This is a genomic window from Rhodanobacter sp. UC4438_H5 (assembly GCF_052978405.1).
The window spans coordinates 619,687-639,974 of record NZ_CM129672.1 but is presented as its reverse complement, the minus strand read 5'-3'; the positions used below and the strand labels follow the sequence as shown (position 1 = coordinate 639,974).

Annotated in this window: 20 protein-coding genes; 7 read left to right on the top strand and 13 right to left on the bottom strand. The window is 66.9% G+C overall.

The genetic code is table 11. The features are described from left to right. Window positions 1-19 precede the first annotated feature (19 nt). The 7 genes from ACVCL9_RS02850 to ACVCL9_RS02820 form a co-directional block, all read right to left on the bottom strand. Window positions 20-388, bottom strand: coding sequence for a hypothetical protein (locus tag ACVCL9_RS02850; protein ID WP_447099201.1), 369 nt, complete (start codon window positions 386-388; stop codon window positions 20-22). A gap of 137 nt (window positions 389-525) precedes the next feature. Further along, window positions 526-978: a DUF411 domain-containing protein gene (locus tag ACVCL9_RS02845; protein WP_395117617.1), complete on the bottom strand. Its 453-nt coding sequence runs from the start codon at window positions 976-978 to the stop codon at window positions 526-528. Between the two features lie 2 nt (window positions 979-980). Then, the gene (locus ACVCL9_RS02840) at window positions 981-2,072 is read right to left on the bottom strand and encodes a c-type cytochrome (protein ID WP_395117615.1); all 1,092 of its coding nucleotides are present in this window, start codon (window positions 2,070-2,072) and stop codon (window positions 981-983) included. Between the two features lie 9 nt (window positions 2,073-2,081). Further along, on the bottom strand, window positions 2,082-3,104 hold the full coding sequence (locus ACVCL9_RS02835; RefSeq protein ID WP_395117613.1) for a copper resistance protein B: 1,023 nt from the start codon (window positions 3,102-3,104) through the stop codon (window positions 2,082-2,084). After that, complete coding sequence (locus ACVCL9_RS02830; protein WP_447099202.1) at window positions 3,101-4,846, bottom strand: copper resistance system multicopper oxidase; 1,746 nt, start codon at window positions 4,844-4,846, stop codon at window positions 3,101-3,103. The genes ACVCL9_RS02835 and ACVCL9_RS02830 overlap by 4 nt, the downstream gene beginning before the upstream one ends. A gap of 103 nt (window positions 4,847-4,949) precedes the next feature. Next, on the bottom strand, window positions 4,950-5,297 hold the full coding sequence (locus ACVCL9_RS02825; RefSeq protein WP_447099470.1) for a hypothetical protein: 348 nt from the start codon (window positions 5,295-5,297) through the stop codon (window positions 4,950-4,952). Between the two features lie 147 nt (window positions 5,298-5,444). Further along, window positions 5,445-5,780: a hypothetical protein gene (locus ACVCL9_RS02820; RefSeq protein WP_395117609.1), complete on the bottom strand. Its 336-nt coding sequence runs from the start codon at window positions 5,778-5,780 to the stop codon at window positions 5,445-5,447. A gap of 163 nt (window positions 5,781-5,943) precedes the next feature. On the opposite strand from ACVCL9_RS02820, the gene ACVCL9_RS02815 reads away from it, so the two are divergent. From ACVCL9_RS02815 to ACVCL9_RS02805, 3 genes are all read left to right on the top strand, one after another. Then, the gene (locus tag ACVCL9_RS02815; RefSeq protein ID WP_395117607.1) at window positions 5,944-6,858 is read left to right on the top strand and encodes a 23S rRNA (adenine(2030)-N(6))-methyltransferase RlmJ; all 915 of its coding nucleotides are present in this window, start codon (window positions 5,944-5,946) and stop codon (window positions 6,856-6,858) included. Between the two features lie 39 nt (window positions 6,859-6,897). Further along, window positions 6,898-7,413, top strand: a complete 516-nt coding sequence (locus ACVCL9_RS02810; RefSeq protein WP_447099203.1) for a Slp family lipoprotein — start codon at window positions 6,898-6,900, stop codon at window positions 7,411-7,413. A 131-nt stretch (window positions 7,414-7,544) separates the two neighbouring features. Continuing rightward, window positions 7,545-8,444, top strand: a complete 900-nt coding sequence (locus ACVCL9_RS02805) for a cation diffusion facilitator family transporter (protein WP_447099204.1) — start codon at window positions 7,545-7,547, stop codon at window positions 8,442-8,444. Between the two features lie 57 nt (window positions 8,445-8,501). Here ACVCL9_RS02805 and ACVCL9_RS02800 read toward each other — a convergent pair whose 3' ends face one another. From ACVCL9_RS02800 to ACVCL9_RS02785, 4 genes are all read right to left on the bottom strand, one after another. Continuing rightward, complete coding sequence (locus tag ACVCL9_RS02800; RefSeq protein ID WP_447099205.1) at window positions 8,502-9,686, bottom strand: acyltransferase family protein; 1,185 nt, start codon at window positions 9,684-9,686, stop codon at window positions 8,502-8,504. Window positions 9,687-9,780: 94 nt separating this feature from the next. Then, window positions 9,781-10,467, bottom strand: coding sequence for an ABC-2 transporter permease (locus tag ACVCL9_RS02795; protein ID WP_447099206.1), 687 nt, complete (start codon window positions 10,465-10,467; stop codon window positions 9,781-9,783). Continuing rightward, window positions 10,464-11,348: an ATP-binding cassette domain-containing protein gene (locus ACVCL9_RS02790; protein WP_447099207.1), complete on the bottom strand. Its 885-nt coding sequence runs from the start codon at window positions 11,346-11,348 to the stop codon at window positions 10,464-10,466. The genes ACVCL9_RS02795 and ACVCL9_RS02790 overlap by 4 nt, the downstream gene beginning before the upstream one ends. Then, window positions 11,345-11,764, bottom strand: coding sequence for a GntR family transcriptional regulator (locus ACVCL9_RS02785; protein ID WP_447099208.1), 420 nt, complete (start codon window positions 11,762-11,764; stop codon window positions 11,345-11,347). The genes ACVCL9_RS02790 and ACVCL9_RS02785 overlap by 4 nt, the downstream gene beginning before the upstream one ends. A gap of 332 nt (window positions 11,765-12,096) precedes the next feature. Here ACVCL9_RS02785 and ACVCL9_RS02780 point away from each other — a divergent pair, with 332 nt between their 5' ends. Beyond that, entirely contained in the window at window positions 12,097-12,636 is a 540-nt protein-coding gene (locus ACVCL9_RS02780; protein ID WP_447099209.1) for a DUF2058 domain-containing protein, read from the top strand. 124 nt (window positions 12,637-12,760) lie between these two features. Here ACVCL9_RS02780 and ACVCL9_RS02775 read toward each other — a convergent pair whose 3' ends face one another. Both ACVCL9_RS02775 and ACVCL9_RS02770 read right to left on the bottom strand, forming a co-directional pair. Beyond that, window positions 12,761-13,162, bottom strand: a complete 402-nt coding sequence (locus ACVCL9_RS02775; protein ID WP_447099210.1) for a VOC family protein — start codon at window positions 13,160-13,162, stop codon at window positions 12,761-12,763. Next, complete coding sequence (locus tag ACVCL9_RS02770) at window positions 13,159-13,560, bottom strand: MmcQ/YjbR family DNA-binding protein (protein WP_447099211.1); 402 nt, start codon at window positions 13,558-13,560, stop codon at window positions 13,159-13,161. The genes ACVCL9_RS02775 and ACVCL9_RS02770 overlap by 4 nt, the downstream gene beginning before the upstream one ends. Before the next feature lie 199 nt (window positions 13,561-13,759). On the opposite strand from ACVCL9_RS02770, the gene ACVCL9_RS02765 reads away from it, so the two are divergent. From ACVCL9_RS02765 to ACVCL9_RS02755, 3 genes are all read left to right on the top strand, one after another. Next, the gene (locus ACVCL9_RS02765; protein WP_395117581.1) at window positions 13,760-14,362 is read left to right on the top strand and encodes a GNAT family N-acetyltransferase; all 603 of its coding nucleotides are present in this window, start codon (window positions 13,760-13,762) and stop codon (window positions 14,360-14,362) included. 89 nt (window positions 14,363-14,451) lie between these two features. Beyond that, entirely contained in the window at window positions 14,452-17,940 is a 3,489-nt protein-coding gene (mfd, locus tag ACVCL9_RS02760; protein ID WP_447099471.1) for a transcription-repair coupling factor, read from the top strand. Window positions 17,941-18,297: 357 nt separating this feature from the next. Beyond that, the gene (locus tag ACVCL9_RS02755; RefSeq protein WP_447099212.1) at window positions 18,298-20,058 is read left to right on the top strand and encodes a diguanylate cyclase; all 1,761 of its coding nucleotides are present in this window, start codon (window positions 18,298-18,300) and stop codon (window positions 20,056-20,058) included. Window positions 20,059-20,288: the final 230 nt, after the last annotated feature.

Sequence of the window (20,288 nt, the reverse complement as noted above, 5' to 3'; positions counted from 1 at the left end):
GATACCGCGACGGGTCAGATCAAATCAGGAGCGAACAGAACAACAAGCGGGGAATCGGTGGCGGCGCTCGCAGACGCTCGCGCCGAATCAACGCCCGCTCGGACGGCAACGCCACCGCCGTCACGGACAGCAGCACCGGCGGCAGCGCGGACAACGCGCTGGCCGGCACCGAGGCGGTGCGCGCATCGACCTGGGTGGCATGGTCGGGCTGGCAATGCTGCCGGCACAGCGGATCGACCGGTGTCGTCATGTCCGCACAGCCGTCGGCCATTGCCATGGACGAGGAGTGCACCGCCACGGCCAGCGCGGCCGCGGCCGGCGCCGCCTGTGCCGCGACGCAGGCATACGCCGCCACCGCCACCTGCTGCCACAGCAGCAGCACGACCACCAGCCACGCAAGGCGGCGACGGGCGACGGGACGGAGGCGGAAGGCGGGTTTCATCTCACGGGCACTGTAGTGTCGGCAGCGGGCAGGTCATTGACGCGGATCAAGTCGGCGGATCGCGATCGGGAGACCAGCTGCGCTCACGCAGCCAGGCCGTGCGTCGCATACACCCGGGTCGAGCCGTCGCGGCCGATCAGCACTACATCGTAACGCTCGGGCGCGCCCATCTCCATGCCGGGCGAGCCCATCGGCATACCGGGCGCGGCGATGCCGATGGCGTCCGGCCGCTCGGCGAGCAGGCGGCGGATGTCCTCCACCGGCACGTGCCCCTCGACCACGTAGCCCTCGATCACCGCGGTATGGCAAGACACCGCACCGGGCGGCACGCCGAAGCGCGCCTTCACCGTCGCCATCGGCTGGTCCTGGTGCACGGTGACGGTGTAGCCCTGCGCGCGCATGTAATCGACCCAGGCGCCGCAGCAGCCGCAGGACGGGTCGCGGTAGACGTCGAACGCATTCGCCGCCAACGCCGCCGGCGCGAACAGCACGGCAAACAGCAAACTGATGCCCATGCGGGAAAACCATCGTTTCATCGTCATTCTCCGGTTGTCGGGGTGGTTTGCCACTGGACGGACACGATCTTCCAGCTGTCGCCGTCCTTGCCGAGCTTGAGCATCTCGCGACTGCGCAGCGTGGTCGGCCTGCCCTTGATCGTGACCTCGACGCCGCTTTCGCTGCCGACCATTGCGGTGTCGCCCATCGGCATCGAGCCGAACGAGACCGGCGTGAGCTTCGCGGCCTTCAGGAACTTGATGTCCTCGCCCAGATGGCCGGCGGCGTATTCGTCGCGTGTCTGCGTGTGGCCGCCTTCGCTGACGCGGACCCCGGGCGCCAGCAGTGCGAGTACGGCTTCGCGGTCGCCACGCTGCAACGCGGCCTGGAAGGCCCGCGCCACCGTTTCGGCCGCCGGCACTGCGCCCGGCGTCATGCCTTCCATCGACAGCGGCGCCTCGACCGTCGGCACGGCGGCGTGTTCGTGAACATCGCCATCAGCCGCGTCATGGCTGTGCCCCGCTTCGCCGGCCATCGGCATGCCTTCCATCGCCGCCGTGCCATGCGCATCCTCGTCAGCGGTGCCGCCATGGCTGTGGCTGTGGCCGCCCGCCTCATCCATGTCGTGGTCCTGCGGTGCCCGGGCCACGATGTCCTGATATTGCGCCGGCGTCATGTCGGGCAGTTTCTGCAGGAACGCCACCATGCTCCAGATCGTGGCGTCGTCATGGGTGGCACCCCACGCCGGCATCGCGCTCATCTTGACGCCATGCTTGATCACCCAGAACGCCTCGCGCGGATCGGGCCGGAATTTCGCCAGCTCGGGCGGCAGCGGGTACAGGCCCGGGCGCATCTCGTTCTCGGCCATGCCCGGCGCCAGGTGGCAACCGGTGCACATCGCCGCGTACTGGCCGGCGCCCTTGAGGATCAGCTGCGGGTCGTCGAGATTCGGCACCACGATGTCTTTTGCGTGATGCTCGATCGAGCGCTCGCGCAGCGTCTGCATCAGCGCGTAGACGGGTCTGGTGTGGTGGTCGTCGGCGCCGACGTTGTAGACGCCGGACCAGACGAAGGCGCCGACACCGGCGGCGGCGATGACGCAGAGAATCACGACGGTGATGATGAGTCGTTTCATGGGCTCTCCTCAGAACCAGATGCGCAGGCCGGCGACCCACTGCCGGTCGAAGACTGCCTGATGATCGGCGCGGGCGAAATCGGCCGTGGTGCCGAAGCGGCGCGTCCAGACTACGCCAAGATACGGCGCGAACTCGCGCCGGATCTCGTAGCGCAGGCGCAAGCCCAGCCTGGCATCGGTGAGGCCGCTGCCGATGCCGCGCGCCGGGTCGGACTTGCCGTGCAGGTTGACCTCCAGCTCCGGCTGCAGGATCAGCCGCTGGGTGAACAGCAGCTCGTAGTCCGCCCGCAGGCGCGCCGCGCTGCGGCCGGACGGCCCGACGTAGGCGGTGGCCTGGATCTCGAACCAGTACGGCGCCAGGCCCTGCACGCCGAACGCGGCCCAGCTTCGCTGCGGACCGGTGCCGAAGTCATGGCGCACGCCCAGCTGCGTGCTCCAGAACGCGGCCGCGGCGTGATCCCATAGCGCCTCGACCTCGCCATCGCCGATCCGGCCATCGCTGCGCTCGCCCTCGCTGCGCAGCCACAGCTTGTCCGTGTCGCTGCCGTACCAGCCTGAGGCTTCCCACGACTGACCGTTGCCGTCGCGGCCGTGGAACGCTTCGAGCTGATCGATCAGCAGCATGCCGGCGGGTGTGCTGCCGTGCATGTGCAGGGCGTGCGCGGGACTGGCGGCGATGCCGTCGGAATAATCGCCACTGCGTGCGTCCGCCGGTGCGTAGCCGCCCTGCATCGGTTGCATGCCCGCGCCCGCGCCATGCGCCTGGCCGTGGCTCATGCCGGGCATCGACGCGTGATCCATGTCGGGCATGACCTGGGGGGATGTCGCCGGCGCGGGCGGCGGCGTGCCGTGATGCATGCCGCCGTGGTCCATCCCGTGCATCGGGCCATGGTCCATCGCCACCGGCGCCGTGCTGCCGGCCGGGGCTGGCGCGCTCTGCGCCGTCGCCGCCAGCGGCATGGCCAGCAGCAGTGCGGCCAGCCACGCCACGCGGCGCGGAACGATCGAGGTATCGCGGCGCTTCGTGCTCATGCCACCACCACCTCGCGGAACATGCCCGCCTCCATGTGGTACAGCAGGTGGCAGTGGTAGGCCCAGCGCCCCGGCGCGTCGGCGGTCACCGCGTAGCTGATCCGCTGTGCCGGCTGCACGTTGATGGTGTGCTTGCGCACCTGGAACTGCCCGTGCGGGTTCTCCAGCTCGCTCCACATGCCGTGCAGGTGGATCGGGTGGTTCATCATGGTGTCGTTGACCAGCACGATGCGCAGGCGCTCGCCGGTGTTGAAATGGATCGGCTTGGCGTCGGAGTACTTGATGCCGTCGAACGACCACATGAAGCGCTCCATGTTTCCGGTCAGGTGCAGTTCGATCTCGCGGCCGGGTTCGCGCGCGTCGAGCGGGCCGCCGACGGTGTGCAGGTCGGCGTAGGTCAGCACGCGGCGGCCGTTGTCGCGCAGGCCGATGCCCGGATCGTCGAGGTTGGTGCGCGGCGTGTCGACATGCATGTCCACGCCGGGGCCGTATTCGCTGCGGGCATGGTGCACGGCCGGCGCGGGGGCCATGCCGGCCATGCTGCCGTGGTCCATGTCGGGCATCGCGGCGTGGCCGCCGCCGTGGTCCGCGTGCGACATCGCGCCCATCATGTCGCGCATGTCCAGCCATACGCGCCTGTCCAGCGCCGGCACTTCGGCGGACATGCCAAGCCGCGGCGCCAGCGTGCCGCGCGCATAGCCGCTGCGGTCGATCGACTGGGCGAACAGCGTGTACGCGCGCTCTTCCTGCGGCTCGACGATGACGTCGTAGGTCTCGGCCGCCGAGATGCGGAATTCGTCGACCGCCACCGGTTGCACGTCCTGGCCGTCGGCGGCGATCACCGTCATTTTCAGGCCGGGAATGCGCACGTCGAAGATGCTGGACGACGAACCGTTGATGAAACGCAGCCGGATCTTTTCGCCGGGCCTGAAGATGCCGGTCCAGTTGCCGGCCGGCGTCGTGCCGTTCATCAGGTAGGTGTAGGTGTAGCCGGAGACGTCGCCGAGGTCGGTCGGATTCATCCGCATCTGGTTCCACATTCTGCGCTTGGCCAGCGCCTGGCTCAGGCCCTTTTCACGCACGTCACGGAAGAAGTCCGGCACGGTGGGCTGCGCGAAGTTGTAGTAGTCGCTCTGCTTTTTCAGCTTGGCGTAGATGCGCTCGGGGTCCTCGTCGGTCCAGTCGTTGAGCATCACCACATAGTCGCGATCCGTGGGGTAGCGCTCGGGGCCGGCCGGTTCGATCACCAGCGGACCGTACAGCGCGTTCTGCTCCTGGAAACCCGAGTGCGAGTGGTACCAGTAGGTGCCGCTCTGGCGCAGCTGGAACCGGTACAGAAAACTCTCGCCCGGCGCGATGCCGTCGAAGCTGAGGCCGGGTACGCCGTCCATCCGGAACGGCAGGACGATGCCGTGCCAGTGGATCGAGGTGGGCACGCGCAGGCGGTTGCTCACGCGCAGGTTCACCGTGGTGCCTTCGCGCATGCGCAGCAACGGACCTGGCACGCCTCCGTTGACGGTGGTCGCCGGCCGCGCCGCGCCGGTGAAGTTGATGGTGCGCTCGACGATGTCCAGCGCAAAGTCGGTGCCGCTGAGCACGGTGGGCTGTCCCGGGCTGGTCAGCGTCCAGGCGTTCGCGGGCCGCAGCAGGCCAAGGCCGGCTGCCGCGCCGCCCAGGGCCAGGCCCTGCACGAAACGTCGCCGCGACAGGTCGGTCGCAGGCAAGGGGGGAAATGGATGCACGCAGGTCTCCTTCGGGGAAGGCACCGATGGCCGGTGCCGACACGGGCCGCCGTCCACGCTCGCCGCCAGGCGGGCATGCAGGCACGGTCGCAGCGAACGAGGATCAGCCGGCTGGCGGCCGCAGCGGTGGCGCGTGCACGACGCTGGGCGCGGACGCGAAGGGAGGGGAAACGTGCAGCGGTTCCGGCGCCACCGGCACCAGAGCAGCCAGGGTGGCCACCTGCAGCAAGCTGCCGCACGCCGCCGCGCAATGGGCCGACGTCATCGCGTCGCGCTGGCCGAGGCCGTGGTCGGCGCAGCAGCCGGACGCGACCGGCATGGCATCCGGACCATGATCGGCCGCGTGCGCGACGGACGATGCCGGCGCGCCCCGCAGCGCGTCGCCGGCCATCCCGCGCGGCATGCCATGCACCGGTGCCAGCGCGAGAATCAGCCACGCCAACCATGCCATCGCCCGGAGGGACGGCAAGCGTGCGGCATGGCGAAGCAGGTGATTCATCGGCACAGCATAGGGTCGATGCCGGCCAGTCTCAACTCTGGACATGGGTCCATCGGCCCATGTCCGGCGCCCGTAATGGTTCGTCGGTCACCCGACGAACTACTTGGTATAGCCCATGTGCAGCGTGATCTTGTCGCCGACTTTCAGGTTGGCCACCGAAGCCGGCGGGAAGTGCACGCGTAGCGACATGCCTCCCGCGTCCGCCTCGACGATGCCGGTCTTGGCATCCACCGACCTCACCGTGGCCGGCATCATGTGCATGCTGCCGTTCTTGTTGTGGCGCATCATCTTGTGATGCATGCCGCCCATATGGCCCATGCTGCTCGACGCCGGTGCCGGCGCCATGCCTCCGGTGTCCTGGGCGCTGACCGTGCCGAATGCCAGGCAAAGGCCGACAGCGGCCGTCGAAACCATGATTCTTGGCAGGAACTTCATGATGATTCTCCGCGCAGGTGGACGGCCGGAGCCGCGCGTCCGGCCGGTTGCAACGCTGCAACAAGCGGAGCCTGCACCGGCCCATGTGCAGGAAAGGTTACGTAGCGCCGGGGGAGCACGGCACCGGCCCTCTATACTGGGTGTCCCCATTCCCGTGACCGCCATGAACTACCGCCACGCCTACCACGCCGGCAATTTTGCCGACGTCCTGAAACACGTCGTGCTGCTGGCACTGATCGAGTCGCTGCAGGCCAAGCCCGCACCGTTTTGCTACATCGACACCCATGCCGGCAGCGGCAACTATCCGCTGGACGGTTTCGAGGCAGGCAAGACCGGCGAGTTCAAGGACGGCATCGCGCGCCTGCACCCGGCGGAGAAACTGCCGCCGCTGCTGCGTCGTTGGCGCGACGGCATCCTGGGCAGCGCCGACAACGCGCAAGGCCTGAAGCGCTACCCCGGCTCGCCGCTGCAGGTCGCCCGCCTGCTGCGCCCCGGCGACAGCGCCCAGTTGTGCGAACTGCATACCGAGGCGGCATGCAAGCTGCGCGACCTGTTCCGCGGCAACCCTCAGGTGCACGTGCACGAGCGCGACGGCTACGAGGCGCTGAAGGCGCTGGTGCCGCCGCAGGAGAAGCGCGGCCTGGTGCTGATCGACCCGCCTTACGAGGCGCAGGACGCCGAGTACAAGCTGATCGAGCAGGCCCTGAAGCCGGCGCTGCAGCGCTGGCCCACCGGCGTCTACGCGGTGTGGTATCCGATCAAGCTGCGCAGCCAGGTGCAGCCGTTCCTGCGCCGCCTGCAGCACAGCGGGGTGAAACGCGTCCTGCGCGCCGAGCTGCTGGTGCACCCGGACGATTCGCCGCTGCGCCTCAACGGCTCAGGCATGGTCATCCTCAACGCGCCGTGGAAACTGGACGATGCCCTGCGCGAACCGCTGCGCGTGCTGGCCGGCCTGCTGGCGCGCGAGCGTCCGGCCACGGTAAAACTCGACTGGCTGCTGGACGAGGCCGGCAGCCAGCTGAATACGCCCAGCCCCCTGCCCGCCTCGCGACTACCGCCCAGGCCGAACCGTCGCTAAGCTGGCCCCGTCTTTCGCGTCCGCCCAGGAGCCACGACCATGCGCCACCGCCCCGCCCCGCTGCTGATCCGGCTCGCCCTGCCCGCCGCCTTGCTCGTGCTGGCCGCCTGCGCACCCGCGCCGATCTACAAGACCACCGGCAACGCGGTGCTCGCCACCCCCGCGCAAGTGGCGCAGACGCCCGAGCAGTACAGCGGCAACGAAGTCATCTGGGGCGGGCGCATCGTGCACGTCAACAATTTCCAGGACCACAGCGAAATCGAGCTGCTGGCCTACCCGCTGGATTCCTCGCAGCGGCCGAAGGCGAATGACAGCGGAAACGGCCGCTTCATCGCCGTGCTGCGCGGCTACGTCGAACCGCTCGACTACCCCGCCGGCGCGCTGATGACCGTCGACGGCAAACTCAACGGCACCCGCGGCGGCCAGGTTGGCCAGGCTGACTACCTGTTCCCGCTGGTCGACGTGGCGCAGTCCCACGTCTGGACCGCCGAGGAAATGCAGAAGGGTCGCAGCAACGTGCACTTCGGGCTTGGCGTGGGCGTCGGCATCCGCTGAGTCGCTGTCCGGAGGCGGGCACCCCGCCTCACGGCCTCGCGGCGGAGGCAGCAGGCGTCCGCCGCCATCTCGCGGAGAGGCCCGGCTGGCGTCCATTACAATGGCCGCCCGTTTCCCGCCCGAGCCCGCGCATGTCCAGCCACGCCAACCCGATCAAGGCCATTTTCCTCGCGCTGGGCGCGAACTTCGCCATCTTCGTGGCCAAGCTCGTCGCCGCCGTGGTTACCGGCTCCGGCGCGATGATGGCCGAGGCGGTGCACTCGCTGGCCGACTGCGGCAACCAGGGTTTGCTTCTGCTCGGCATCCGCCAGGCCAAGCGTCCACCGTCCGACGAATTCCCGCTGGGCTGGGGTCGTGCGCTGTACTTCTGGTCGTTCCTCGTCGCCATCCTGTTGTTCAGCGTCGGCGGCATGTTCTCGATCTACGAGGGCGTGCACAAGCTCACGAATCCCGAACCGCTCAAGTGGCCGTGGCTGGCGATGGGCGTGCTGGTGTTCGGCATCGTGGTCGAAGGCATCTCGATGCGCGGCTGCATGCAGGAAGTGAACAAGGCCCGCGGTGACCAGGATCTGTGGACGTGGTTTCGCCAAACCCGCTCCAGCGAACTGCTGGTGATCTTCGGCGAAGACCTGGCCGCCCTCGTCGGCCTCTGCCTGGCCGCCCTCGCCATCGGCGCCACCATGCTCACCGGCAACCTGATGTTCGACGCCGCCGGCACCATCGCCATCGGCACCCTCCTGATCGTCGTCGCCGTGCTGGTGGCGATCGAAGTGAAGGCGCTGCTGATCGGCCAGGGCGTGGAACCGCGCCGCCGTGACGAGCTGATGGGCTTCCTGAGGAACCGCCCCGAAGTCGCCGAAGTACTCAACCTGATCACCCTGCAGATGGGCGCCGACGTGATGGTGGCGGTGAAGGCGCGCATGCAGCCCACCGCCAACCTCATCGAAGCCATCAACACCGTCGAGGCCGCGATGAAGGCCGAGTTCGGCGACGTGCGCTGGAGCTTCTTCGAGCCGGACAACGCGGATTGAATATCGGCGAGGGAAAGCCATGTGACAACGTGTTGTTCGTCGCAAGCGCCCGCGCCATCACCCCCCGGTGGCTGCTCCCGCCACCGGTGGTCGGACGCCAAGAAGTTTTCCGATAACGGTCTTGCGCACCAGAGCGTGATAGCTGAGCAGGCAAAGTGCGAACGTTGCCATGACGGAGATCGCAAACTTCGCCCCCCACCACACCTCCATGTCCATCAGTCGGTACTGAATGACGAACAGGACCGGGAGATGGATGATATAGACCCAATAAGACGAGTCGGAGAGGTAGCGCAACAGACAGTTGCCCCGATTCAGCAACGATCGGCCGGCGACGAGGCAAACGCAGGTCATCCAGACGCTGACGCAGGCTTCGACTGCCGCGATGGGCAGCGTCGCAGACGGCTCCGCGGCGGTGGGCACGTGCCGCTTGAGCAGATACCAGAACACACCGTACAGGCCCAGGCTTGCCAGCAGCAGCCACGATGCGAAACGGCGGAAGCGCTCGATCAGGGCCTCGTGGCCGAAAAGCAGATAGCCGAACGCGAAGAATGGTCCATAGAACCCGAAAGCCCAGAACTTGGGAAACAGGCTTTCTGGTGCGGGATGCGGAGCGGTCACCGAGGCGAGCGCCGGCACCAGCAACAGGGGTAACAACGCCAACTGCCACGCGGGGTTCAGGCCACGCACCAGGTTCCCGACCTCCCCCAGCTCCAGGCTTTTCGCCGCCCAGATCAGGACATAGAAGAACAACAGGTAGTAGAGGAACCATAGGTGGCCCGTGCCGGGCGGCAGTGCTGGTGGGTTCGCCATCAACGAGAACTGCTTGATCATCACCAGCACAGGTGACGGGTTCTGCACGCTCGCCGCCGCATGCAGCGTGCTGTAGCTCATCGCGGCGAGCACCAGCGGGCAAAAGATCACCAGCGGCAATGCGATGCGCCGCATGCGATTGAGGAACATGCCGCACATACCACGCTTGCGCAGGAGCATCGCCGCAAAGAAGCCCGCAACCAGAAAGAACAGCGGCATGCGAAACAGGTGCAGGAACCAGATGCACCAATCAAGGGCAGGCGATTGCGCGCGATCGGCCGTGGGAAAATACGGATGCAGGAGCGGGCTGTAAGCCAGCGCGGCGTGGAAAACCACCCCGGACAACATGGCCAGCGCGCGCAGGTTGTCCATGTAATGAAAGCGCATTGTGTCGTGCATGGCGAGACCTCCGAACAGGTCGGACGGATTCATCGGAATGGTGCATGGCCGCGCTTCGACTCCACCCGCTGCGCGGGCTACGCCTGTCCTGAGCTTGTCGAAGGGCTAAGCGTGAACGGGGATCAGTTCAGTAGAACGATTTCTTTCGGCAATGCACCCAGCCGGTCGCGATGAGGACCGCAACGCCGACCACCAGTTGGCCAAGCAGGATCGACACCACGACCGGGCCGAATACGATGGTGTCGGTCTTGACGTGGTCGCTGATCGCCGGGAGCTGCCCCAGAAGCATGATGAACGGATTGATCAGCACCATGCTGCTGATCATGGCGAAAATGTTCCACCCCTCGGATTCGACTGCCATGGCGACGCTCAACGACGCGGTGTACGCCAGCAGCACGTGTCCGAAGATCAACAACGACAAGACGACGAGCCCGTCCGGTAACGGTGTGAACAGGATCACCAGCATCGTTCCAGCGAGCATCACCAAGAACGGCACGAGAAACGTGACCAGGCTGCCGACCAGCTTGGCCAGGTAATAGTCCAGCGGCGTCACCGGCAGGCTCATCACGAACGCCAGCGTGTGCTCCTTGCGTTCGACCAGCAACGAGGTGGAGATCGAGAAGCACGAGGCAGAGACCAGCACGATGATCAGCAGCAGCGAGCCAAGATAGAAACTCCAGCCGGTGGCCATGCCGATCAGGCACAGCGCCACGATCCCGGCGAGCACGCAGGCCGCGAGTTGTTTCTGGAACAGGAGCCAGTCCTTCGCCACCAGGAGCTTGATCACCGGCAGGTTGAGTGACGAGAAATTCATGCCACACCTCCAGCGCGCACGGTGGTGACGAAAATATCTTCCAGGCTCATCGGCTCGGTGCTGCGAATTTCCACGCCCTTCGCCTGCAGGCGTTTCAGCAATCCGTCGCTGAACTGGCGCACCTTCAGTTCCAGGATCGAACCGTTCTGTCGCGCCGCGGCGATTTCGGGCCACGCGATCTTGTCCGGCAGCCACGCTCCCAGGCAGACGATCCGGCGCCAATCGTCGAGGAATGCTTCCTTCTCCCTGGACGCCAGCAGCGCGCCGTCGTGAACGAAGGTGATGGTGTCCGCCATCTGCTCGATGTCCTTGGTGTTGTGAGAGGAAAAGATCACACTGCGCGCTTCGTCGCGAAGAACATCGGCGAGCGCCTCCAGCACCTCGTCACGCGCCACCGGGTCGAGGCCCGTGGTCGGTTCATCGAGCAACAGCAGCCTCGGCCGGCGGGCGAAATTGAGCATCAGCAGCGCTTTAACGCGCTGCCCGTGCGAATACCCAGTCATCGTCTGTTCCGCGCGCAGGTCGAAGCGGCGAAGCAGCTCGGTGGCGTACGCCTCGTCCCAGCCCGGATAGATCGCACGCACGAAATCCATGTGCCAGCGCAAGGTCCGGGTCTTGAACAGGCGCATGTCTTCCGTCGCGAATCCCAAGTCCTTCTTCGCGGCAACTTGTTGCGCCGGCATGGCATGTCCAAGCACCTCGACCGCACCCGCATCGGCCAGTGCCAGCCCGCTGAGAATGCGTAGCAACGTGGTCTTGCCCGCGCCGTTTACTCCCACCAGCCCCATGACCTGCCCCTCGGGCATGCTGAGATCGATGTCCCGGAGCGCGAAGTTCTCGTAGCGTTTGGTCACTCCGGACAGGGAGAATGCAGTCGTCATGGTGTGGATCCTTCAGTGGAATCGGCGGACCAGTCGGCCTGCTCGTCAAGCAGTCGCCGGATATCTTCCGCGGATAGGCCAAGCCGTCGGGCGCTGGCCAACATGGCATCAAAGTGCTTGGTGAACTCGGCACGCAGCAAGGTTGTCGACAAATCCCGCGATTCGGCCACGAACGAACCCATGCCGTGTCGCGTCACGATCACCCCGGCCTGGCCCAGCTCCGCATAGGCGCGCTTGACCGTGATCACGCTGACCCGGCTGGCACTCGCCAACTCCCGGATCGATGGCAACGGCTGGCCCGCCGGCCAATCACCAGCCATCACCTTGGTGGTGATCTGGTTGACGATCTGCTGGTACATCGGCGTGCTGTCGCTGACCGACAGGAACAGTCCGGGGTCGATCTGTGCATACTTCATATACACAGTATACCCACCAAGTTCTGTGCCGTAAAGCCATCGGGACACTCGGCAGGAAAGCCTCCATCGGACAACCATCGGCAGAAGACATCCGGAGCGGATTTCCGCCTTTCATGGACATGTGGCACGGATGGCTCGGGCGGCTGCTCAAGCAACGAGATGCCGAGCATTACATCGGGCGGCAAAAGATCGACCGCATCGGGGAAGCGAAGACTTTTCGGCTAGGTGCGTAAAGACGAGGAGTTGCACACGCCACCCAAACTGACGACGGTCGCATACCGGTCACACGCTACAATTCTCTTTAGCACTTCTGCCCGGGATCCCTCTGCCTCATGCGCAACCCCCTGCAAGAACAACTGCTCAAGGCCGGTCTGGTCAACAAGGCCAAGGCGGCGCAGGTCGTGCGCGAGCAGGCGAAGAAGCACAAGGGCAAGGGACCGGCGGCACCGAGTGCCGAGCAGGTGGAGGTGGAGCGGTTGCAGGCGGAGAAGGCCGAGCGCGATCGTGCGCTGGCGGCGGAGCGCAATGCGCAGCTGCGGCAGAACGAAGCGCACGCGCAGGTGCGCCAGATTGTCGAGGCGCACAAGGTGAAGCGCGATGGCGAGATTGCCTATCGGTTCACCGATGGCGGCACGATCAGGGATGTGCTGGTGAACGAGGCGCTGCGTGCGCAGTTGGCCAGCGGCACGCTGGTGATCGTGCGGCATGATCAGGGTTATGAATTGCTGCCGCGTGTTGCGGCCGACAAGGTATACGAGCGTGATGCGACAGCGATCGTGCTTGATCACGCGCGTAGCGAAGCCGGTAGCGGCAATGGTGCGGACGACGACTATTACAAGCAGTTCCAGGTGCCGGACGATTTGATCTGGTAGGAGCCCGCTCGCGGGCGATGCAGTTGCTTTTGCGAATCCCGAATCCCGAATTCCCGAATCCCGGCTTTCAAGGCATCGCCCGCCAGCGGGCTCCTGCAGGGACGGGGGTGGCCTCGGAGAACGGTTACGGCGGGTTACGCCGCGGTTCCAGCAGATCCCAGCCGTTGCCGTACAGATCATCGAACACCGCCACCGTGCCGTAGGCCTCATGCCGCGGCTCCTCGCGAAAGTGCACGCCTTCGGCGCGCATGCGCTGCCAGTCGCGCTGGAAGTCGTCGGTGTGCAACAGCAGGAACACGCGGCCGCCGGTCTGGTTGCCGATGCGGGAAGTCTGTTCGTCACCCTTCGCCTTGGCCAGCAGCAAGCGGGTTTCGCCGGAACCGGGCGGCGCCAGCAGCACCCAGCGCTTGCCGCCACCCATGTCGGTGTCTTCGATCAGCTCGAAACCGAGCGCGCGGGTGTACCAGGCGATCGCCTCGTCGTAGTCGGCGACCAGCAGCGCAAGTGCGCCGAGATGCTGCTTCATGGCTTGCCTGCCTTGAGCACGGGCAGCGGGCCCAGTCCGGACTGCAGTTTCTTCGTGAGCCTGGCGCGGATCAGCGTATACGCGTCGAGGATGAGCGCCTGCAGCTCCGCCGTGGCGAAACGTCGTGGTTCGGTGACCGACACCCAGCGCATCCGCGCCAGGTACGGGGCCGGAATGATGCCGGGCAGGTCGGTGAGTTCGAGGAATCGCTCGTCCGCCACCTTGAACGCCAGGCGCCCGCCCTCGCGACCATCGGCATGGGTCATGGCGAACATCTTGTCGCCCACGCTGAACACCAGGTTGTCGCCCCACTTGATGTCGCGCGTTACGCCGGGCCAGCGGCTGCACAGCCGCTGCAATTGGGCCACGGTGATGCCGCGGGGTGGCTGGTTGGTCATGCAGGCTGCTCCGCCGGGGAATCCGCATCCATTGTGGGGTGTTGCGCAGGCGCTGTCTTTGTCCTGCGGCGCATCTTGTGGCGCAACATGAATGACCGGAAGTGACGCCAAAGCTCACCTCATCATCATGATCTGTCGGCGGTTGCCCGTTGCATAATCATGCTGCATTGCACACAATACGCAAAAGTATGGAGCGCCCATGATTCCCGCGATCGACTTCGTCTCCCCCACGCCGCATGCCTCGCTGCCACCGCGAAGCAGCCTGCGCTTTGCCCGCAAGGCCCTCGCGCCGGCGGCCGGCGAGAAGGTGCGTACGCAGGACGAACGGGAGCTCACCCTGCGGGCGATCGAACCGGGTGACGTGGCGGCGATGCAGCGCTGTTTCGCCCGCCTGTCGCCGGAGGAGATCCGTCGCCGCTTCCTGCACGCGATGTCCGAGCTGCCCACGCCGATGGCGCAGCAACTGTGCCGGATCGACCCGACGCGCGAAACCGCCTTCGTGCTGATGGACGAATCCCTCCACCCGGCCGAGATGCGCGGCGTGGGGCGCATCTACGTCGACGATACCACCGACACGGCCGAGTTCTCCGTGCTGGTGGAGCATGCCTGGAGCCGCATCGGCCTCGGCGCGCTGCTGATGCAGCGGCTGGTCGACGATTGCCGGCGCCGTGGCCTGTACGAACTGTGGGGCTACGTGCTGCAGGAAAACCGGCCGATGCTGCAACTGTGCAAGGAGCTCGGCTTCACCCAGCGCGCGATTCCCGACGAACCGGGCACCATGCTGATCACCTTGAAACTGTAGGACAACTCGTCACGGCGCCATGATCGGGAGCGGCGGGCGGTGCCCGCCCCGCACGGCCCGACTGGAGCGCCGCGTTACACTTGTCGGCTATGCCCAGCCCGATCAAGCATCCTCCCCTCCCCACCACACCCAGGCAGCGCCGCTACTGGTTGCCGCCGCACGGCTCGGCACGCGCCTTGCTGCTGGCCGAGGCGGCGCGCACGCATGACGGCCTGCTGGTGGTGGTGGCGCGCGACACCCAGCGCGCACAGGCGCTGGAAGCGGAGCTGGGCATCTTTGCCGATGATCTGCCGGTGCTGCAGTTCCCGGACTGGGAGACGTTGCCCTACGACGCGTTCAGTCCGCATCCGGAGATCGTCTCGCAACGCATCGCCACGCTGTATCGCCTGCCTGGCGTCAAGCGCGGCGTGCTGGTGGTGCCGGTGGCCACGCTGATGCAGCGGATCGCGCCGCGTACCCACATCACCGGCTCCGGCCTGGTGATGTCGAAGGGTCAGCAGCTCGACCTGGCCGCCGAGCAGCGCCGACTGGAAGCGTCCGGTTACCGCCACGTGCCGCAGGTGGCCGAGCCGGGCGACTTCGCGGTGCGCGGCGCGTTGCTGGACATCTTTCCGATGGGCACCGCCGAGCCGTACCGCATCGAGTTGTTCGACGACGAGGTCGACTCGATCCGCAGCTTCGATCCCGAGACGCAGCGCTCGCAGCAGCAGGTGGAACGCGTCGAGTTGTTGCCCGCCCGCGAGTTTCCGCTCACCGAGGAAGCGGCGAAGGAGTTCCGCTCCAATCTGCGCGAGCGCTTCCCGATCGACGTGCGCCGCTGCCCGCTGTACCAGGACATGAAGGAGGGCGTCACGCCCGGGGGCATCGAGTACTACCTGCCCTTGTTCTTCCGGCAGACCTCCACGCTGTTCGACTACCTCGCCGACGACGCGCTGTTCGTGCTCGGCGAAGGTGCCGGGGAAGCCGCCGACCAGTTCTGGGCACAGACACTGGAGCGCTACGACCAGCGCGCGCATGACATCGAGCGCCCGGTACTGCCGCCAGCCGAGCTGTACCTGCCGCCGGACAAGTTGCGCGAGCAGCTCAACAAGCGCCTGCGCGTGGACGTGGTCGAGCCCGGCCACGAGCACGCCATCGACACCGGCACCCAGCCGGCGCCGGAGCTGCCGCTGAATCGCAAGGGCGAGGAGCCGGCCACCTCGCTGCGGCATTTCCTCGCCGGCTACCCGGGCCGCGTGCTGATCGCGGCGGATTCGGCGGGACGGCGCGAGGCGCTGGTCGATACGCTGGCAAGCGCGGGGCTGAAACCCGAGCACGTCGATGACTGGTCGGCCTTTCTCGCTCGTCACCCCGGTGAAAGCCGGAATGACGAACAAAACCTCCCGCGCTTCGCCATCACCATCGCACCGCTTGAGCAGGGCTTTGCACTGACCAAACCGGTGTTGACCGTGCTCACCGAGCGCGAGCTTTACGGCGAGCGCGTGCGCAACGAGCGCGAGCGCAAACGCCGGCGTGGCACGGCGCGCGATCCCGACACGATCATCCGCGATCTCACCGAACTCACCGTCGGCGCGCCGATCGTGCACGTGGATCACGGCGTGGGCCGCTACCAGGGGCTGCTGTCGATGGACGTCGGCGGCATGGCCGGCGAGTTCCTCACCATCGAATACGCCAAGGGCGACAAATTGTACGTGCCGGTCTCGCAGCTCGGCCTGGTCAGCCGCTACTCCGGCACCGCGCCGGAGCTGGCGCCGCTGCACTCGCTGGGCGGCGACGCGTGGGAGCGCGCGCGCCGCAAGGCGGCGGAGAAGGTGCGCGACGTCGCCGCCGAGCTGCTGGCGATCTACGCGCAGCGACAGGCGCGCGGCGGCGAGTCGTTGCCGATCGACCGTCAGCTGGTGGAGGAATTCGGCTCCAGCTTCCCGTTCGAAGAAACTCCCGACCAGGAAAGCGCGATCGAGGCGGTGCTGGACGATCTCGCCGCGCCGCGCGCGATGGACCGGGTGATCTGCGGCGACGTCGGCTTCGGCAAGACCGAGGTCGCGCTGCGCGCCGCCTTCGCCACCGCCACCGCCGGCAAGCAGGTCGCCGTGCTGGTGCCGACCACCCTGCTCGCCCAGCAGCACTACCGCAACTTCGCCGACCGCTTCGCCGACTGGCCGGTGCGCGTGGACGTGCTGTCGCGCTTCAAGTCGACCAGGGAAGTGAACGAGGCGCTCAAGCGCCTCGCCGACGGCCAGATCGACGTGATCGTGGGTACGCACAAGCTGCTGCAGTCGGACGTCAAGTTCAAGAACCTGGGTTTGGTGATCGTCGACGAGGAGCAGCGTTTCGGCGTGCGCCAGAAGGAGCAGCTCAAGAAACTTCGCGCCGAAGTGGACCTGCTGACGATGACCGCCACGCCGATCCCGCGCACGCTGAACATGGCGATGGCCGGCCTGCGCGACCTGTCGCTGATCGCCACCCCGCCGGCGCACCGTAGCGCCGTGCGCACCTTCATCTCTGCGTGGGACCCGGCGACGATCCGCGAGGCGCTGCAGCGCGAGCTGTCGCGCGGCGGCCAGGTGTACTTCCTGCACAACGAGGTGCAGAGCATCGAGCGCACCGTGCGCGAGCTTGAGGAGCTGGTACCCGAGGCGCGCATCCGCATCGCCCACGGCCAGATGCCCGAGCGCGAGCTGGAAGGCGTGATGGCGGATTTCCACCGCCAGCGCTTCAACGTGCTGGTGTGCACCACCATCATCGAAACCGGCATCGACATCCCCACCGCCAACACCATCATCATCGACCGCGCCGACCACTTCGGCCTGGCCCAGCTGCACCAGCTGCGCGGCCGCGTCGGTCGCTCGCACCATCGCGCCTATGCCTATCTGGTGGTGCCCGACCGCAAGTCGATCACCGCCGATGCGCAGAAACGGCTGGAGGCCCTCGCCTCGCTGGAAGAACTCGGCGCCGGCTTCACCCTGGCCACGCACGACCTGGAGATCCGGGGCGCCGGCGAGCTGCTCGGCGACGAGCAGTCCGGCCAGATCCAGGAAATCGGTTTCGGCCTGTACACCGAACTGCTCGATCGCGCGGTACGCGCGCTGAAGTCGGGCAAGGTGCCGGACTTCGATCTCAGTTCCGAGCACGAGACCGAGGTCGAACTGCACCTGCCCGCGCTGATTCCCGACGATTACCTCGGCGACGTGCACACGCGCCTGACCCTGTACAAGCGCATCGCCAGCGCCCGCAGCGAGGATGACCTGCGCGACTTGCAGGTGGAGATGATCGACCGCTTCGGCCTGCTGCCCGAACCGACGAAGCAGTTGTTCGCCGTAGCCAGCCTGAAACTGATGGCCACGCCACTGGGCATTCGCAAACTCGACTTCGGCGCCAACGGCGGCCGCATCGTGTTCCGCGAGAAGCCGGAGGTCGATCCGCTGGCCATCATCAAGCTGATCCAGACCCAGCCGCGCGTCTACAAACTGGATGGCCAGGACAAGCTGAAGGTGATCCTGGACCTGCCCGGCGCCAGCGAACGCATCCGCAGCGCACAGGACGTGCTGGCGCTGCTGGGCGCGCGTCGCCCGCGCTGAGCGCGGCAAGCTCAGACTCCTCCGTCGGCAGGGAAGCCACGACCGGGCTGCCGGAATCACCTTGCCGGCCCCGGGTGTCGGGAGTGACCCAAAGCGTCCGCTTTGGTCCCTGCAGGCCGTTCTCCTGGACCATCAGAGCATCGCCCCGCCCTCCCCGCCGCCGCCGGCCGCCTCTCCCGGCAAGCCACGACATGGCATGACCCGTGCTTGACATCCTGGCTTTACATCGTGCAGCGTTGGAGGTTGGCCTTCTTTGCACCCCTGCAGGCCAGTATCCACGGACAAATCGACTCACGGGCCACAGAAAAGCCCTGCGCGCGTGCTCCCCCGCAAGTCGCGCAGAACAGGGAAAGCCGAGTGGAGAAGCCGGTCACATTTTCAGCACGCCACCGCCAACGCATCCGCGCATGGATGCTGGGGCTCGGCTTGCTGCTGCTCGGGATCGGCGCAGCCCATGCCGACGGCATGCCGCTGAATGGGGCCTGGCAGGAAGTTGTCGCCGGTGACACGCCACAGGGCGTGATGGACGCCTACCACGCCGGCCGCATGAAGAGTTTCGACCCGTCCATGCTGCAACGCTTTCCGCGCAACGAGCTGGGCAGCTGGGTGGTGATCGCGGCGCAGCCGCCGTGGAACAACGAGGATCGCGTGCTCACCGTGTACCCGGCGCCGATGGGTGCGATCAGCGTGTTCCACGGCGACCGGGTGCATCGATTGGCGATGAACGATTTCAGCGCCCACGGCCACGGCCACGGCCGGCTGGCATGGCGCGTGCCGGCGGACCTGTCCGCATCCACGCCGATCCTGCTGCGCGTGGAACCGACGCAAACCGTCAGCGCGCCGATCCGCTTTCGCATCCTGTCGTGGGACGAGTATCTGCAGCGCGACACCCAATGGCTGGTGTTCGCCAGCATCTGCTTCGCGGTGATGCTGGCGATGGTGATGATGGCGTTGTTCTTCTCGCTGATGCTGCGCGACATCACCTACGCCTGGTATGCCGGCTACATCGTCTGCTACGCCCTGATCCAGGGCATGCAGACCGGTTTCGTGTTCCATCCGCTGCGCTGGCAATGGCTGGTCGACTCCAGCACCATGGTCGGCGCAGTGGCGGTGGCCTTGTCGGTGACGTTCGCCTCGCTGTTTATGATGCGGTTCTGCGACCTGCGCCGCCATGCCCGGCTGCTGCAGGTGCCGGTGATCGCCGTGGCCGTGGGCATGATCCAGCTGGTGCTGATGCGCTGCAGCGGCATCCCGTTGCTGGTCTCGATGGCCCAGGCCCTGCTCAACCCGTTGCTGATGATCGGCGCGCTGCTGTTGCTGGTGGCCGGGGCAATCGCCGCGCTGCGCGGCTCGCGCCAGGCCTGGTTTTTCCTCGCCGGCTGGACGCCGTTGCTGCTGCTGACCGCGCTGACCAGCGCCCAGGTCAACGGCGCCCTGCCCCGCATCGACTGGCTCAACGATCTCAGCCTCGCCGGCGGCGCCTTCGAGGCGATGGTGCTGTCGCTGGGCCTGGCCGATCGCGCGCTGCAACTGCGCCAGGATCGCGACGTGGTGCAGGTGCTGGCCGACCACGACGCGCTCACCCGCCTGCTCAACCGCCGTGCCTGGACCGAGCGTGCCGAAGCGCTGCTGGCCAGCAGCCAGGCGCCTTCGATCGCCGTGCTGTTCCTCGACCTGGATCACTTCAAGCAGCTCAACGACCACCACGGCCACAACACCGGCGACCGCGCGCTGGTGGCGGTGGCCACCACGCTCAGCGCGGAACTGCGGCCGGGCGACCTGTTCGGCCGCTACGGCGGCGAGGAATTCGTGGCAATGCTCGACGGCATCGACGCGCAGGAGGCGATGCAGGTGGCCACCCGCCTTTGCCGCCGCGTGCACCGGCTGGAGATTCCGGTGCGCGACGAGCAGCAACTGCTCAGCGTCAGCATCGGCGTGGCCATGCGCCAGCGCGGCGACACGCTCGAATTGCTGATCGACCGCGCCGACCAGGCGATGTATCGCGCCAAGCTGCGCGGCCGCAATCGCGTGTGCATGGACGAATTCGCGAACCGCTCCGCGCACGCCGCCGGCGAAAAGCGCCTGCGCGTGGTGGAGACGCGGCGCGAGGATCGCTGAAGCGCGGTGCGCCAGCCAGCGAAGGTCCGAACAAGTCGTCACCCCGGCGGAGGCGTGCGGTTGTCCAGTCACGATCCTGGCCCACTCGCGGCCGACGGTCGCGGGAGCCCGCGCGCGGGCGATGCGTTGGCTCTTACAAATCCCGATCCCGGCCCCAACGGCATCGCCCGCGAGTGGGCTCCTGCGGGAGGCGATGGCTTCGATGCCCGGTCACGGCCACCGATCCTGCC

What these genes read in the sequence shown, in the direction of transcription:
- ACVCL9_RS02845 (WP_395117617.1), bottom strand. Translation starts at nt 978, where the DNA reads ATGAAACGATGGTTTTCCCGCATGGGCATCAGTTTGCTGTTTGCCGTG.
- ACVCL9_RS02840 (WP_395117615.1), bottom strand. Translation starts at nt 2,072, where the DNA reads ATGAAACGACTCATCATCACCGTCGTGATTCTCTGCGTCATCGCCGCC.
- ACVCL9_RS02835 (WP_395117613.1), bottom strand. Translation starts at nt 3,104, where the DNA reads ATGAGCACGAAGCGCCGCGATACCTCGATCGTTCCGCGCCGCGTGGCG.
- ACVCL9_RS02825 (WP_447099470.1), bottom strand. Translation starts at nt 5,297, where the DNA reads ATGGCATGGTTGGCGTGGCTGATTCTCGCGCTGGCACCGGTGCATGGC.
- ACVCL9_RS02820 (WP_395117609.1), bottom strand. Translation starts at nt 5,780, where the DNA reads ATGAAGTTCCTGCCAAGAATCATGGTTTCGACGGCCGCTGTCGGCCTT.
- ACVCL9_RS02815 (WP_395117607.1), top strand. Translation starts at nt 5,944, where the DNA reads ATGAACTACCGCCACGCCTACCACGCCGGCAATTTTGCCGACGTCCTG.
- ACVCL9_RS02810 (WP_447099203.1), top strand. Translation starts at nt 6,898, where the DNA reads ATGCGCCACCGCCCCGCCCCGCTGCTGATCCGGCTCGCCCTGCCCGCC.
- ACVCL9_RS02805 (WP_447099204.1), top strand. Translation starts at nt 7,545, where the DNA reads ATGTCCAGCCACGCCAACCCGATCAAGGCCATTTTCCTCGCGCTGGGC.
- ACVCL9_RS02800 (WP_447099205.1), bottom strand. Translation starts at nt 9,686, where the DNA reads ATGAATCCGTCCGACCTGTTCGGAGGTCTCGCCATGCACGACACAATG.
- ACVCL9_RS02795 (WP_447099206.1), bottom strand. Translation starts at nt 10,467, where the DNA reads ATGAATTTCTCGTCACTCAACCTGCCGGTGATCAAGCTCCTGGTGGCG.
- ACVCL9_RS02790 (WP_447099207.1), bottom strand. Translation starts at nt 11,348, where the DNA reads ATGACGACTGCATTCTCCCTGTCCGGAGTGACCAAACGCTACGAGAAC.
- ACVCL9_RS02785 (WP_447099208.1), bottom strand. Translation starts at nt 11,764, where the DNA reads ATGAAGTATGCACAGATCGACCCCGGACTGTTCCTGTCGGTCAGCGAC.
- ACVCL9_RS02780 (WP_447099209.1), top strand. Translation starts at nt 12,097, where the DNA reads ATGCGCAACCCCCTGCAAGAACAACTGCTCAAGGCCGGTCTGGTCAAC.
- ACVCL9_RS02775 (WP_447099210.1), bottom strand. Translation starts at nt 13,162, where the DNA reads ATGAAGCAGCATCTCGGCGCACTTGCGCTGCTGGTCGCCGACTACGAC.
- ACVCL9_RS02770 (WP_447099211.1), bottom strand. Translation starts at nt 13,560, where the DNA reads ATGACCAACCAGCCACCCCGCGGCATCACCGTGGCCCAATTGCAGCGG.
- ACVCL9_RS02765 (WP_395117581.1), top strand. Translation starts at nt 13,760, where the DNA reads ATGATTCCCGCGATCGACTTCGTCTCCCCCACGCCGCATGCCTCGCTG.
- mfd (WP_447099471.1), top strand. Translation starts at nt 14,452, where the DNA reads ATGCCCAGCCCGATCAAGCATCCTCCCCTCCCCACCACACCCAGGCAG.